This window comes from Limnobacter sp. (assembly GCF_964228395.1).
Taxonomy (GTDB): domain Bacteria; phylum Pseudomonadota; class Gammaproteobacteria; order Burkholderiales; family Burkholderiaceae_B; genus Limnobacter.
This window is the reverse complement of record NZ_CAXQZX010000047.1, coordinates 1-13360: the sequence shown is the minus strand read 5'-3', so window position 1 is coordinate 13360 and position 13360 is coordinate 1. Positions and strand designations below refer to the sequence as shown.

The 13360-nt window shown below is 55.7% G+C and carries 15 protein-coding genes; 1 reads left to right on the top strand and 14 read right to left on the bottom strand.

From position 1 onward, the window contains the following. Positions 1-13 precede the first annotated feature (13 nt). On the bottom strand, positions 14-1555 hold the full coding sequence (locus ACEQU8_RS03450; protein ID WP_370261482.1) for a M48 family metallopeptidase: 1542 nt from the start codon (positions 1553-1555) through the stop codon (positions 14-16). 181 nt (positions 1556-1736) lie between these two features. Here ACEQU8_RS03450 and moaC point away from each other — a divergent pair, with 181 nt between their 5' ends. After that, positions 1737-2210 (top strand): cyclic pyranopterin monophosphate synthase MoaC, encoded by a 474-nt coding sequence (gene moaC, locus ACEQU8_RS03445; RefSeq protein ID WP_370261481.1) that lies wholly within the window; start codon positions 1737-1739, stop codon positions 2208-2210. Between the two features lie 28 nt (positions 2211-2238). On the opposite strand, the gene ACEQU8_RS03440 is transcribed toward moaC, so the two are convergent. The 13 genes from ACEQU8_RS03440 to ACEQU8_RS03380 form a co-directional block, all read right to left on the bottom strand. Then, on the bottom strand, positions 2239-2754 hold the full coding sequence (locus tag ACEQU8_RS03440) for a pilin (protein ID WP_370261479.1): 516 nt from the start codon (positions 2752-2754) through the stop codon (positions 2239-2241). Between the two features lie 158 nt (positions 2755-2912). After that, positions 2913-3800, bottom strand: coding sequence for a succinate--CoA ligase subunit alpha (gene sucD / locus ACEQU8_RS03435; RefSeq protein WP_370261478.1), 888 nt, complete (start codon positions 3798-3800; stop codon positions 2913-2915). 43 nt (positions 3801-3843) lie between these two features. Beyond that, on the bottom strand, positions 3844-5010 hold the full coding sequence (gene sucC / locus ACEQU8_RS03430) for an ADP-forming succinate--CoA ligase subunit beta (protein WP_370261477.1): 1167 nt from the start codon (positions 5008-5010) through the stop codon (positions 3844-3846). Between the two features lie 265 nt (positions 5011-5275). Further along, a complete protein-coding gene (locus tag ACEQU8_RS03425) occupies positions 5276-5869 on the bottom strand; it encodes a regulatory protein RecX (RefSeq protein WP_370261475.1) in 594 nt (197 codons plus the stop codon). Next, positions 5850-6914 carry a recombinase RecA gene (recA, locus tag ACEQU8_RS03420; RefSeq protein ID WP_370261474.1) on the bottom strand — a complete coding sequence of 355 codons (1065 nt, stop codon included), beginning with the start codon at positions 6912-6914 and terminating at the stop codon, positions 5850-5852. The genes ACEQU8_RS03425 and recA overlap by 20 nt, the downstream gene beginning before the upstream one ends. A 60-nt stretch (positions 6915-6974) precedes the next feature. Further along, positions 6975-7472, bottom strand: a complete 498-nt coding sequence (locus tag ACEQU8_RS03415; protein ID WP_370261472.1) for a CinA family protein — start codon at positions 7470-7472, stop codon at positions 6975-6977. Between the two features lie 16 nt (positions 7473-7488). Then, on the bottom strand, positions 7489-8004 hold the full coding sequence (locus ACEQU8_RS03410) for a phosphatidylglycerophosphatase A (protein ID WP_370261470.1): 516 nt from the start codon (positions 8002-8004) through the stop codon (positions 7489-7491). Continuing rightward, complete coding sequence (gene thiL, locus ACEQU8_RS03405) at positions 8001-9083, bottom strand: thiamine-phosphate kinase (protein ID WP_370261468.1); 1083 nt, start codon at positions 9081-9083, stop codon at positions 8001-8003. Before thiL ends, ACEQU8_RS03410 begins: the two co-directional genes overlap by 4 nt. A 22-nt stretch (positions 9084-9105) precedes the next feature. Beyond that, positions 9106-9564 (bottom strand): transcription antitermination factor NusB, encoded by a 459-nt coding sequence (gene nusB / locus ACEQU8_RS03400; protein ID WP_370261466.1) that lies wholly within the window; start codon positions 9562-9564, stop codon positions 9106-9108. Then, on the bottom strand, positions 9557-10060 hold the full coding sequence (gene ribH, locus ACEQU8_RS03395) for a 6,7-dimethyl-8-ribityllumazine synthase (RefSeq protein WP_370261465.1): 504 nt from the start codon (positions 10058-10060) through the stop codon (positions 9557-9559). Before ribH ends, nusB begins: the two co-directional genes overlap by 8 nt. Positions 10061-10089: 29 nt before the next feature. After that, entirely contained in the window at positions 10090-11205 is a 1116-nt protein-coding gene (gene ribBA, locus ACEQU8_RS03390) for a bifunctional 3,4-dihydroxy-2-butanone-4-phosphate synthase/GTP cyclohydrolase II (protein ID WP_370261463.1), read from the bottom strand. Positions 11206-11228: 23 nt separating this feature from the next. Continuing rightward, positions 11229-12836 carry an apolipoprotein N-acyltransferase gene (lnt, locus tag ACEQU8_RS03385; RefSeq protein ID WP_370261462.1) on the bottom strand — a complete coding sequence of 536 codons (1608 nt, stop codon included), beginning with the start codon at positions 12834-12836 and terminating at the stop codon, positions 11229-11231. Next, on the bottom strand, positions 12836-13360 hold a 525-nt coding region (locus ACEQU8_RS03380), incomplete at its 5' end, for a transporter associated domain-containing protein (protein WP_370261461.1). The genes lnt and ACEQU8_RS03380, both read right to left, overlap by 1 nt.

Below are 13360 nucleotides of genomic sequence, written 5' to 3'. Positions count from 1 at the left end.
AAGCGCGTGGGCATCAATTGCCCATGCGCGCAAATTCCCGCTCTTCATCGGCCTTGCGTTTGTATTCGCGCTGCTTTGCGTCAATTTCGGCAAGCAGATAATAATTCCCGCTGGCAAATCGCTTGGCAATTTCAGTTTGTTCAATGGCTGGCAAATAGGCGCCACGAAGTGCGTAGGATTGCGCAAGGTACAAATGGTGGTCTGCCGGGCGACCCAAAGCAGCCGAGCTTAGCGATAGCATCTCGAACATTTGTGAATTGCTACGGTATACCTGCACTTGCTCACGCAAATACGCATCAGACAAGGCAAACAGACCAAGACGTTGCAGACCTTCCGCATACAACACACGCACCGACACATCGACCCGGTACTGTTCCCTGAACTGGGTGAGATGCTTATACAAGTCCATTTCGTCTGTGTTCAAGCTGGCCAGATCACGGGGAGGACGGTCGCCAATGGGAGATGACGCGGAGGGTAGTTTGGTGTTGAGCTCTGTACGCAGTCGCTGGCTGGCCAGCAGCAAAGGCGGCGCCGAAGTTTTGACAAGGGATTGAGAGGCGTTGAACATGTCCACAGCCTTGCCGGCGGATTCAGCAGCCTCTTGGGCACGCCCCATGCGCTCAAGGACCAAGGAGCGCCCGTATTCCCGCGCTATTGGGTCGGCAATGGCCTCTTGCTCATTGACTCGACCAAAAGACTGCAGGCGATCACTGAGCTGCTGGTTGGTTCTTTCGCCATACACCAGCGACTTCACCCGAAATAACTCAAACTCAAGATTTGTGGTATTACCAGCCCGAGCACCGGAGCCCTCAAGGCCAGCCCTGTTGCGAATGTCTGCAATACGCTCTGTGGTGAGCGGGTGCGTTCGCAGGTATGCCGGCGCATTGTTTTCGTACAGCCGTGAGGCCTGCTGCAAACGACCAAAGAAATCCACCATGCCTTGGGGGTCATACCCAGCGCGCTGCAGGGTGACAAAGCCCACTCGGTCGGCTTCGCGTTCAGCATCCCTTGAAAACGCCAATTGCTGGTCGATGGAATAGCCTGCACCCGCAGCCATAATGCCCGTGGCCGCTTGCGGATTGGAGCCTGCCACCAACAAGGCCGCAATCATGGCTGCTGTGGCCACCAGGCTGGACTGACGCTGCTCCCCAAAGCGACGCGCAATGTGGCGCTGGGTTACATGGCCCACTTCGTGAGCCAGCACCGAAGCCAACTCCGATTCTGTTCGGGCCGTGGCAATGAGACCCGTGTGCACACCAATGTAGCCACCAGGCATGGCAAAGGCATTGACCGATTTGTCGGTGACCAGAAAAAACTCGAAATTGCTGGGTGACTCGGAAGCTGCCTGAACGATTCTTGATCCCAAGCGGCTTAAATAGGCCGTGATTTCGGGGTCGGTGTTGACCGCGCCGAACGCACGATAGTCTTTCATGATCAGCGCGCCCAAGCGCCGTTCATCTTGAACTGAAAGCTCGGTGCTGCCAGCATCGCCCAGGCTGGGCAAATTGTTGACCCCACTGCTTTGCGCATGCGGCCCCGTGACTGTGCCAAACATAAGCACGCTGCATAAGACAGCCGAACAACTTTTACGAAATGCATTGCGCATGGGTGGAACACGGTGCTGATAGTCTGGGTATGATAGCGCGACCCAACACAAGTTCAACTTGACCGCAGGTTCTGTGCGCCCGTTCAGGGTAAAGTTGGGTAAATTTCAATGCAGTTTAAAGAGGATTCACATGAACGGTTTGACCCATTTCGACCAACAAGGCAATGCACACATGGTGGACGTTGGCGGAAAAAATGAGACCGAACGCAAGGCCGTGGCGCGCGGCACCATTCAACTTGGAGCCGAAGCCTACAAAGCCCTGAAAGCAGGAACCGCAAAAAAAGGCGATGTGCTGGGTGTGGCCAGAATTGCCGCGATACAGGGCGCCAAGAAAACCTCGGATTTGATACCACTGTGCCACCCACTGCCCTTAACCCGCTTGGCCGTGGACTTTGAATTGGATGACGCTCTGCAGCAGGTGCATTGCACTTGCATCGCCCAGACTGTTGGCAAAACCGGGGTCGAGATGGAAGCCCTCACTGGCGTGCAGGTGGGCCTCCTCACCATTTATGACATGCTAAAAGCCATCGACAAAGGTATGGTGATTAGCGATGTGCGGCTAATGGAAAAACAAGGCGGAAAATCAGGCCACTGGGTGGCCTGAACTCGCAAGAGCAACAATGTCCTAACCCTTACAAGCGGTTTTGTCGGCAGGCGGCTGGCACGTAATCCATGGCGGCGGTGTTCGCATTACCGCTGGTGCTGGTGGTCAAAGAGCAGCGCCATGACTCCAGGCGCTGACCATCTGCCAATAGCGTTCCCGTCGTATTGAGTGGCTGAAGTACAATTCGGTGCCCGCGTACGTCGGTCGGGAGCGGTGCAGCATTCACCAGGTTGACAATGATTTGTGGATTGGCTCCCGCAAGAACCTGAACACTCGCAATGTTTTCGGTGTCTACATCCGGGCAATTGGATTCGTTGACGTTTGCTGGCCGCCTGCCATTGGTTGCGTAAAACTCCACATATCCCGTTTTGCATGACTGGGCGTAGTTGACGGCTTCAGAGATACGGGCCCGGGCGAGGTAGTTGGAATAAGCCGGCACGGCAATGGCCGCTAACACGCCCACAATCGCGATTGCGATCATGAGCTCAATCAGAGTAAAACCGCGATTCAGGTCCAAACGCAGCGGTTTGTCCAAGGTGTTCATGATGTTGCCCTCTCAAAAATGGTGTTGAAGTTTTATTGTTGAGTGAGGGTCAAAGAGGGCACACCCCCAAGCGGGTACAAAAACAAACACCCACCCTTCAGAGTGAAAGGTGGGTGTTTGAGAACAACCAAGGGCAACCGAAGGTCGCCCCAGCTTACTTAGGCGCCAATCGCCTTTTTGAGCAATTGCCCCATGACCGAAGGGTCTTTGGTAACAGTTATGCCACACTCTTCCATGATGGCTAGCTTTTCTTGGGCGGTGCCCTTGCCGCCCGAGATGATTGCGCCAGCATGGCCCATGCGCTTTCCCGGGGGCGCGGTTACCCCGGCAATGAAGCCAACCACAGGCTTCTTCATGTTGTCTTTGACCCACAGGGCGGCCTCTTCTTCATCGCTGCCACCGATCTCACCGATCATGACCACAGCATCTGTGTCAGGGTCATCGTTGAACATGCGCATCACATCGATGTGTTTCAGGCCATTGACTGGATCGCCACCAATGCCCACGGCTGTGGACTGGCCCAAACCGAGTTCGGACAATTGACCAACCGCTTCATAAGTGAGTGTGCCGGAGCGAGAGACCACCCCAATTCGACCTTTTTTATGGATGTGGCCAGGCATGATGCCGATTTTGATTTCATCGGGGGTGATAACGCCCGGGCAGTTTGGCCCCACCAACACGGTTTTGCGACCCTCTTTGCGCATGCGATCGCGCACTTCCATCATGTCGCGGACGGGAATGCCCTCTGTGATGCAAATCACGAGATCAAGGTCGGCCTCGACCGCTTCCCAAATGGCGGCGGCGGCAAAGGGAGGCGGCACATAGATTACGGAAGCGTTTGCGCCGGTTTGCTTTTTGGCATCAGCCACTGTGCCAAAAATTGGCACGCCTTCAAAATCTTCGCCAGCCTTCTTGGGATTGACCCCAGCCACAAAGCAATTTTTGCCGTTTGCATAGTCGCGGCACATGCGGGTGTGAAACTGGCCTGTTTTACCGGTGATACCTTGGGTGATCACCTTGGTGTCTTTGTTGATCAAAATTGACATCGTTAGAATCCTTTTAATTCAGTTATTCTTGGGGCCCGTTGAATCAAGCGCCTTTGGTGGCCGCAACCACTTTTTGAGCGGCTTCACCCATGGTGTTGGCTGCAATAATTGGCAATCCGGATTCGGCTAGAATTTTCTTGCCCAAATCTTCATTGGTGCCCTTCATGCGCACCACCAAGGGAACGCTGAGCCCCACTGCCTTGGAAGCAGCCACCACACCGTCGGCAATCACATCGCAGCGCATGATGCCGCCAAAAATATTGACCAGAATGGCTTTCAGGTTGGGATTCTTCAACATGATCTTGAAAGCCTCAGTGACCTTCTCGGTGGTGGCACCGCCGCCAACATCCAAAAAGTTGGCAGGCTCGCCACCAAACAATTTGATGGTGTCCATGGTAGCCATGGCCAAGCCAGCACCATTCACCAGACATCCGATATTGCCATCCAGGCTGATGTAGGAAAGATCGAACTTGCTGGCTTCAATTTCAGCGGGATCTTCTTCAGCCAGATCTCGCATGGCAACAATTTCAGGATGGCGGTGCAGCGCGTTGGAATCGAAGTTCATTTTGGCATCGAGGGCGATCACGTCGCCAGAGCCAGTCAAAATGAGGGGGTTGATTTCGGCCAGGCTGGCATCGGTCTCCCAGAAGGCTTTGTACAGGCCTTGGAACGCCACGCGAGCCTTGGGAATGGAGGCCGCAGGAATACCAATCTTGCTTGACAGGTCATCCGCCTCGGCATCGGTCAAACCTTTGGCTGGATCCACGTACACTTTGTGAATCAGCTCAGGCGTGTGCTCGGCGACCTCTTCAATTTCCATGCCGCCTTCGCTGGAAGCCATGACGCACACACGCTGCGTAACACGGTCCACCACCATACCCACGTAATACTCTTTCTTGATGTCGGCGCCCTCTTCAACCAGCAAGCGGCTTACTTTTTGACCCTCTGGACCGGTTTGATGGGTAATCAATTGCATACCCAGGATCTGGCTGGCGTAAGTTTTGACATCGGCCATGCTTTTTGCCACTTTTACGCCGCCACCCTTGCCACGGCCACCCGCGTGAATTTGCGCCTTGACCACCCAGACAGGGCCTCCCAGCTTCTCGGCTGCCGACACAGCCTCTTCAACCGAAAAACACGGATAACCCGTGGGCACAGCAACACCGTATTTTTTAAGAATTTCCTTGCCTTGATACTCGTGGATCTTCATATTGATTCCTTGCTTGGGATATTAATGCTGACCATGGACACGCAATCGGCGAGCCGTGGAACATCGTTGGAACATGGGAAGTGTGTTTTGCGTGACAGCGCAAGCGGGTACTCGGACCTAAAGCCGAGGCAAGGACGAGGCATGCCGAGCATGCAGTGGGGTGACATATCCATCTCTTTCTTTGCTTCTTGTGTCGTCGAATAACGCTTCGTTATACAACTAGACTATCACTTCTATGGAAACACATAAGCCGGGAAGGATGATATCACGCATCCTCTTGCATGTCTGAGATGACTTGCCGCCAGGCGCGATCAATGTTGCCAAATTCAAACCCTCTGGATGCCAGACCACGAAACACCTTGGCCTTGATGACAAGCAATTCGGCGGAATCGGGCTTGCCCTCAGGGCAATACAATTTGGCCAAGGCCGCGTGATGGCGCCGCAGAATCCAAGCCTTTGCACGATCGACTTCGGGCGTGAGTTCCTCGGCAAGAACTTCGACAGTGCTGACCTCGCCAGCTTCGGGAAACTTTTTAGAATGCGTGTTTAGACCATGTTGGCTCAACTCGGCCTCGATGGCGCGATCGCCGAAGGTACTGGCCCTTCGCCGATGCAAGCTGACAATGAACCGTTCTTCAGACTGGAATTTGTGCCGGGCCACCCAGTCGATGGCCTCTTGCACTTCTTGCTCGGGATAACCACGCTGCAACAGCTTGGCCCTCAGTTCGACCTGGCTGTGCTCGCGACGCCCAAGAAGTGAAACCGCTTTGGACTTTGCAGAGGGCTGCCGCTTGGCGCGGCGCGCAACCCCAGTCGATTCATCACCGGGCGAGGGTGGTTTACTCGGCCTCGACTTCATCACCCACATTTGGACGACCTTCGGAGATTAAGCGAACCCCCAGTCGTTCACGGATTTTGTTTTCAATTTCAGCAGCAATGGCAGGGTTAGACTTCAAGAACTCCCTGGCGTTGTCTTTGCCTTGGCCGATTTTCTCCCCGTTGTAGGAGTACCAGGCCCCGGCTTTGTCGACAAAACCATTCAGCACACCAAGGTCGATCACCTCGCCTTCACGAGAAGTGCCCTGACCGTACAAAATATCGAATTCTGCTTGCTTGAAAGGTGGACTCACCTTGTTTTTGACCACCTTGACGCGGGTTTCGCTGCCGATTACCTCTTCGCCCTTCTTGATTGAACCGATGCGGCGAATATCGAGGCGCACGGACGAATAGAATTTCAAGGCGTTGCCGCCGGTGGTGGTCTCGGGACTGCCAAACATGACACCGATTTTCATGCGGATCTGGTTGATGAAAATCACCAGACAGTTGGTTCGCTTGATATTGGCGGTGAGTTTGCGCAGCGCTTGGCTCATCAAGCGGGCCTGCAAGCCGGGCAGCGAATCGCCCATGTCCCCTTCAATTTCAGCTTTTGGGGTAAGGGCTGCTACAGAGTCGACAATCACCAGATCAACCGAGCCTGACCGAACCAAGGCATCGACAATTTCAAGGGCTTGCTCGCCCGTGTCAGGCTGGGAAATAAGCAGGTCTTGCAGATTGACACCCAGCTTTTGTGCGTACTGCACGTCAAGTGCATGCTCTGCATCAATGAAAGCGCACGTACCGCCCAGCTTTTGCATTTCTGCAATCACCTGAAGCGTGAGCGTTGTTTTACCTGAAGACTCTGGGCCATAAATTTCGACAACGCGACCGCGAGGCAGGCCGCCAATGCCCAGCGCCACGTCGAGACCCAGCGAGCCGGTGGACACCACCTGGATGTCGCTTTCGATCTCGTTTTCGCCAAACCGCATGATGCTGCCTTTGCCGAATTGCTTTTCAATTTGGCTTAACGCTGCCGCCAGCGCTTTAACTTTTTCAGCGGATTGGTTTTTGGTCCTCAAGTCTTCCATGGTGTGCCTTCAAGAATTTCGAATTTGATTGCCAATTATTGCACAGTATTTACTGTTTTTCTATACAGCCTTTTTGAGTGACACCTTGGCAAGTATTTCTAACCCGGTTTGTACCGCTTGGGCACGCACTGCAGCACGGTCACCCTCAAAACAAAAGCGCTGCGCTTCAATGGATTTGTGCCTGACAGCAAGCCCAAACCACACCGTGCCGACGGGTTTTTCTTCGCTGCCACCGCCGGGGCCTGCCACGCCGGAAATGGAGACGCAACAATCTACGCCAAGGGCCACCAAGCCACCGTTGGCCATTTCTTTGACGCAATCCTCGCTGACTGCGCCTTGGCTCTCCAAGGTAGACTCGCGCACATAGACCGACTTGGCCTTGACCCGGTTTGAGTAGGTGATCAATCCACCCTCAAAAAAATCGCTGGCCCCTGGCATGGACGTGATGGCGTAGCCCAAACCACCGCCGGTGCATGACTCCACCACCGCCAACTTGGCGTTGGCAGCCCTGAATTTTTGGGCGATTTCAAGCAGCAATTCATCCTGTGACTTACTCAACCGAGTCTCCTGCACATCAAGATGCGTAACGAACCCACATGGCCAATGCGAGCAGAGTGATGAAGGCTGCCACCACATCGTCGAGCATCACACCAAAACCAGACTTGAAGCGTTGGTCAAACCAGCGAATGGGCGGGGGCTTGACCATATCGAAAAAGCGAAACACCAGCACGCACGCCAATTGTTGCACAGGCGACGCAAAATGCCCGCCCGCCACCAAAAGAACAATCCAAATGGCGACAATTTCATCCCAGACAATGCTGCCATGGTCGGCTACACCCAAAGCCTTGCCGGTGCGCCCGCAGGCCCATACCCCCAAGAAAAAAGCAAAAACGATAAACACAGACCACTGCAATACCGTGAGGTGCGGGTTGATCCAAACAAACAAAAGCCAACCCATGAGGGTACCAAAAGTGCCTGGCATTACCCAAGCCAAGCCACTGCCCAGCCCCAAAGACAAGACATGGGCGGGGTGGGACAGCATAAAACGCCAGGTGGGTCGGCCACCGGCCTTGATGATTGACGTGCTCATGATGGCAAACTGGTGGTGCCCCGGGGGCGAAAATGCTCAAAAGACGCTTTGCCCACGGGCAAGGCTTGACCGTCACCGTGGCTTAGCCAAATGCCCTGCCCCGACAGCACGCGCCCCACACGGAACAGGCTCGGTTCGGCCTGTCGCGCCAAATCTTCGATGGCTTGCCTGTGGTCGACACTGGCGGTGAAACACAATTCGTAATCGTCGCCCCCAGACAAACTGGTGTCGAGCAACCAGTCGGCATGCTGCGATGAAACTTGCCCCAACGTGCTCGACCAACACGCCAGAAGGGGTTGGGCTTGCAATTCAATGGCCACACCGCTTTGCTGGGCAATGTGTAGAAGGTCGCCCGCCAAGCCGTCGGAAAGATCCAAACAAGCGCTTGCGTAGGGCCGAAGCGCCAGACCCAGGGCCACTCGGGGCTCGGGCCGGTTAAAAGCCTGCAACGCTAGGTGACTCAAGCTGACCGGCATTGAGCCCAGGCGCTCGTCTAATTGATCGGCCTCTCCAGGCGACTCACACAGCTTGTTCAACAAGCCGCGCTGCCGGTAGGCCATCCACATGCCCAAGCGTGCCAAACCGGGCAAGCCACTGACCCAAAGGTCTTGACCGGCTTTTGCCCTGCTGCGATGAAACCCATGGTGGGACAGCGGCGCGCAACCATACACGGTGATGGAGACCATGTTGCAGGGGCCGTGGGTGGTGTCCCCGCCGATCAGGGGGCAGGCATGGCCAGTGGCCATATGAAGCAAACCAGACGAAAACCCTTGAAGCCACGCGGGCTGGGGCTTGGCCAGGGTGAGGTTCAGGCTAAACCCCATGGGTTGAGCGCCACAGGCAGCCAAATCGGACAAGTTGGAAGCCAAGGCTTTTGCCGCGACATCGAATGGCGCATCGTCAGAAAAGAAGTGAACGCCCTCAACAGACGTGTCGGAAGACACAAACAGAGTGTGTCCTTCGGGCACGCAAAGTTGCGCACAGTCGTCACCGATGCCCTGGCCCACCACCTGCCGATGGGCCTGGGCCAAGGGGGCAAATGGAACTTCAAAATACTGGCGAATCAGTTCAAATTCCACGACACCCCTGCGGCCATCGGCCTTATTGCGCTTTGATCTCGGCCTCTCTGGCCTGTGAGGCAACCTTGTCCAGTACGCCATTGACGAACTTGAAAGCATCAGTGCCACCAAACGTTTTGGTGAGTTCGACCGCCTCGTTGATGACCACCCTGTAGGGAATTTCCAAATGAGTATTCATTTCGTGCGTACCCAAGACCAGCACCGATTTTTCAACGGGACTGAGTTCGGCCCAAGGACGATCCACAAAGGGCTGGATTTGATCCACCAAAGCCTGCAGGTGGTTCACCGTGCCATGCAGCAAAGACTCATAATGTGCTTGATCGGCTTTATCAAACCCCGGCGCATCGCGAATGTGTGCGTCAATTTCACCCACGTCTGCGGGGTTCAAGAACCACTGATACAGCCCTTGCAAAGCCAATTCACGCGAACGCCGGCGGGCATTGCGCGTGTGGCTGGGACGCTTGCCACTGGCTTCAGTCATCGTCGTCCTCCTCATCGGGGCCTGGCAGGTTGTCATCAAGCGTCATCATCAAATTGCCCATCTCGACGGCACAGCGCGCAGCGTCTACGCCTTTGTCCTCAATGCGCTCGATTGCCTGGTCTTCGGTGTAAGTGGTGAGCACCATATTGACCACTGGAACATCGTGCTCCAAGGCCACGCTGGAAATGCCCCGCGTGCTTTCGTTACACACGATTTCGAAATGGTAGGTGTCGCCCTTGATCACCGCACCCAATGCAATAAGGGCATCGAATTCGCCAGACAAAGCCAGCCTTTGAAGGGTGATTGGAATTTCCATGGCGCCTGGCACAGTGACGTGAAGGATATCTTCGTTCAACACGCCCAAGCGCAGCAATTCGCTGCAGCAAGAGCGCCACAAGCCGTCGGTAATTTCTTCGTTGAAGCGGGCCTGGACCACACCCACACGAATGCCGTCGCCGTTCAAATTGGCAGGCACACTGCCCGGGCTGTTGCTCATTTTGATTCTCCGCTCATTGTGTAACTGGTTTATCGATTGACATAGCCCGACACCTGCAAATCAAAGCCAGCCATGCTGGGCATTTTGCGAGGGCGTGACAGAAGTTTCATTTTGTTGACCCCAAGGTCGCGCAAAATTTGGGCGCCCACGCCGTAGGTGCGTAAATCGGGGCTGGAACCCGCGCCTTTGCGAGAAGTGCTTCCGCTTTGCTGGATTTCGCTGAGCGATGCGAACTGCCCCAGCAAACGCTCTGAACTGACATCGCAGTTCAGCAACACAATCACACCGGCTCCCTCTTCCACGATTTTCTTCATGGCGGCGGGAATCGAAAACGAGTGTTCAGACAGGTTGACCTCGAGGAAGTCGATGAGCGAAGTTGGCTCGTGAACGCGCACCAGCACTTCAGACTGAGGGGTCCATTGCCCATAAACCAGGGCCAAATGCGCGCTGCCAGTGGGTTTATCGCGATAGGCCACGCAATTGAATTCGCCCTCAACGGTTTGAACGGGACGCTCGTGAACGCGCTCGACCAGAGACTCGTGAGCACTGCGGTACTGAATTAGATCGGCGATGGTGCCAATCTTCAGACCATGCTCTTTGGCAAACTCTACCAAATCGGGCAAACGAGCCATGGTGCCATCGTCTTTCATGATCTCGCAGATGACGGAAGCGGGGGTGAGACCCGCCATGGCAGCCAAATCGCATCCCGCTTCGGTGTGACCCGCGCGCATGAGCACCCCCCCGTTGACCGCACTGAGGGGAAAAATGTGCCCAGGTTGCACCAGGTCTTCGGGCTTGGAATGACGATTGACCGCGACGCGAATGGTGTGCGCCCGGTCGGCAGCGGAGATCCCTGTGGAGACGCCCTCTGCGGCCTCAATGGACACGGTAAAGTTGGTGCCGTGCGACGAGCCATTGGCCTGCACCATGGGGCGCAAACCCAGCTCGCGACAGCGTGCCTCGGTGAGGGTGAGGCAAATCAGCCCGCGACCAAACTTGGCCATGAAGTTGATGGCCTCGGGCGTAACAAAATCGGCGGCAAGCACCAGGTCGCCTTCATTCTCGCGGTCTTCTTCGTCCACAAGAATGACCATGCGTCCAGCGCGCATTTCTTCAACAATTTCTGTGATCGGGCTGATTGACATGGTGGTTAGAGTCTTTCTTGAATTCAGTGGGCTCTATTGTAAGCCCTGCGGCGGGCTTCCCGCACGCAAAGCAGTAGAAGCACCGCTCCCCAAATGATGAACCACACCGAACTGCCCCACCGGGCAAAGGGCGTTTTACCAACCCGGCCCTGCAACTGAGCCCCCCAAACCAGTGCCTGCCCCGGGGGCGCTTGGACCAGCCACTGCCCTCGGTGGTCGATCAAACCCGAGATGCCCGTATTGGTGGCACGTAAACCTGGCTTGTGGTGCTCGGCCGAGCGGGTGCGGCCCATTTGAGCATGCTGATCGAGGGCCCAAGATTGACCAAACCATGCAAGATTGCTGAGGTTAACCAGCACCGTGGGCTCTTGGCTTGCGCCGTCCAATAAACTCGCAAATTCACCGCTGAAGGTGTCTTCGTAACACACGGTAGAGGCCAGCCGGTTCCCAAGGACCTCCAGCGGCTGCAGTGGCCCGAGCCCCGGGGTAAACTCACCCATGGGCATGTTGAGCATCGCCACAAACCAAGAGAAGCCGAATGGAATGAATTCGCCAAAAGGCACCAGATGACGCTTGTCATGCCGTTTTTTTGGCACATCCAGATCGGCCCCAGACTCGCTGCCGTCAAACAGAACAATGGCATTGTGGTAATGGCGCCCCTCCTGCACGGCAGACCCCATGACCACCGAGGTATGGCCTGGGCGCGCAAAATCTCGAAAGCGCTCGCGCCATTCTTCTGGGGTGTCGGTCCACACCAAAGGGTTCACGGTCTCTGGGAACAACAACAAACCGCCCTCTGCCAGCGTCGCTTTGGCTTGATCACCCAAGGCAAAGGCCTTTTGCATATTGCCCACTATGAGGTCGGGGTCGAATTTGATGCTTTGATCGACATTGGTCTGCACACCAGCCACCGGAATCGGGGGCAGCGCTACAGTTTGCACCGGCCAACGGGCCAAGCCCGCCAAGGCCAGCCCCCAAAAAACAACACACAGGGCAACGCTGCCCTGCATTAGCCAACGCTCGCGCTTGAAATTGGCGCTCTTTTGGGACGAATGAGAGAACAAACCCAAGGAGAAGGTTTGTGCCAATGCGTATGCAGGCAGCAGCAGCACAAACAGCACCCCATGATTGCCCAGCCAGGCCAACAAGGCCGAGGCTGGAGAATCGACCATGGCATCGCCCAGGCTTAGCCATGCAAACCCGGAGAACAACGTTCCCCTGAACCATTCAAAGAAGGTCCAAAGCCCGGCCCATGCCAAAGCGTTGAAGAGAACCGTTCTTGCCGAGTTCAGCGGCAGCACCACACGGTGAAATACCACACAGGCCAGTGCTGCAAACAAACCCAGGTAAAGGGCAAACAAAGCGACCGACAACACAGCCAACCAGGAGGGCAAACCCCCGTAGGTGTGCAAGCTGATGTACAACCAAGATACGCCAGCCAAAAAAGCCCCGAAACCAGCCCCCCAACCTACTATGAAAGCGTGTTGCCAGGGCCGACCCCGAGATGCAAGGCGCTGCACCCACAAACCAAGCGCGGAGCAAATGAGAAGACCCAACCACCACAGCGACCTTGGTGCGAAGGCCAGCGCCCAAGGCGCACCCAAAAAAGCCGCCAGAACAAACGAACGCATCACGAACCAGCGACGCCCGTACCGTCCTCTTGGGCTCGCAAGGCCTCCAATTCATGGTCGGTCAGCCTGCGAACCTTCAGAACGTGGATTTTGCGCGCATCGGCGCGAACCACATCGAAACGCATGGGAGCCAGCACAATGCGCTCGCCCCGGCGTGGCACACGGCCCAGGTGATCAGACAACAGGCCACCGATGGTTTCCGAGTGGCCATTTGAAAAATCGGTACCAAACGCAGTGTTGAATTGCTCAAGTTCGGTGATGGCTTTTACCCGGTAAACACCGCTGTCTTGCCCCTCCAGACCAATGATGTGGTCGGCCTGTTCATCAAAGTCGTACTCGTCTTCAATCTCGCCCACGATTTGCTCGAGCACGTCTTCGATGGTGATCAGGCCTGCGGTGCGGCCGAATTCGTCGATGACGATGGCCAGGTGGTTGCGGTTGTCACGAAACTGGCGCAGCAGGTCATTGAGGCCCTTGCTCTCGGGCACGAACACCGCCGGGCGCAACAGCGCGCGCAGGTTGAG

What these genes read in the sequence shown, in the direction of transcription:
- ACEQU8_RS03450 (WP_370261482.1), bottom strand. Translation starts at nt 1,555, where the DNA reads ATGTTTGGCACAGTCACGGGGCCGCATGCGCAAAGCAGTGGGGTCAAC.
- moaC (WP_370261481.1), top strand. Translation starts at nt 1,737, where the DNA reads ATGAACGGTTTGACCCATTTCGACCAACAAGGCAATGCACACATGGTG.
- ACEQU8_RS03440 (WP_370261479.1), bottom strand. Translation starts at nt 2,754, where the DNA reads ATGAACACCTTGGACAAACCGCTGCGTTTGGACCTGAATCGCGGTTTT.
- sucD (WP_370261478.1), bottom strand. Translation starts at nt 3,800, where the DNA reads ATGTCAATTTTGATCAACAAAGACACCAAGGTGATCACCCAAGGTATC.
- sucC (WP_370261477.1), bottom strand. Translation starts at nt 5,010, where the DNA reads ATGAAGATCCACGAGTATCAAGGCAAGGAAATTCTTAAAAAATACGGT.
- ACEQU8_RS03425 (WP_370261475.1), bottom strand. Translation starts at nt 5,869, where the DNA reads ATGAAGTCGAGGCCGAGTAAACCACCCTCGCCCGGTGATGAATCGACT.
- recA (WP_370261474.1), bottom strand. Translation starts at nt 6,914, where the DNA reads ATGGAAGACTTGAGGACCAAAAACCAATCCGCTGAAAAAGTTAAAGCG.
- ACEQU8_RS03410 (WP_370261470.1), bottom strand. Translation starts at nt 8,004, where the DNA reads ATGAGCACGTCAATCATCAAGGCCGGTGGCCGACCCACCTGGCGTTTT.
- nusB (WP_370261466.1), bottom strand. Translation starts at nt 9,564, where the DNA reads ATGACTGAAGCCAGTGGCAAGCGTCCCAGCCACACGCGCAATGCCCGC.
- ribH (WP_370261465.1), bottom strand. Translation starts at nt 10,060, where the DNA reads ATGAGCAACAGCCCGGGCAGTGTGCCTGCCAATTTGAACGGCGACGGC.
- ribBA (WP_370261463.1), bottom strand. Translation starts at nt 11,205, where the DNA reads ATGTCAATCAGCCCGATCACAGAAATTGTTGAAGAAATGCGCGCTGGA.
- lnt (WP_370261462.1), bottom strand. Translation starts at nt 12,836, where the DNA reads ATGCGTTCGTTTGTTCTGGCGGCTTTTTTGGGTGCGCCTTGGGCGCTG.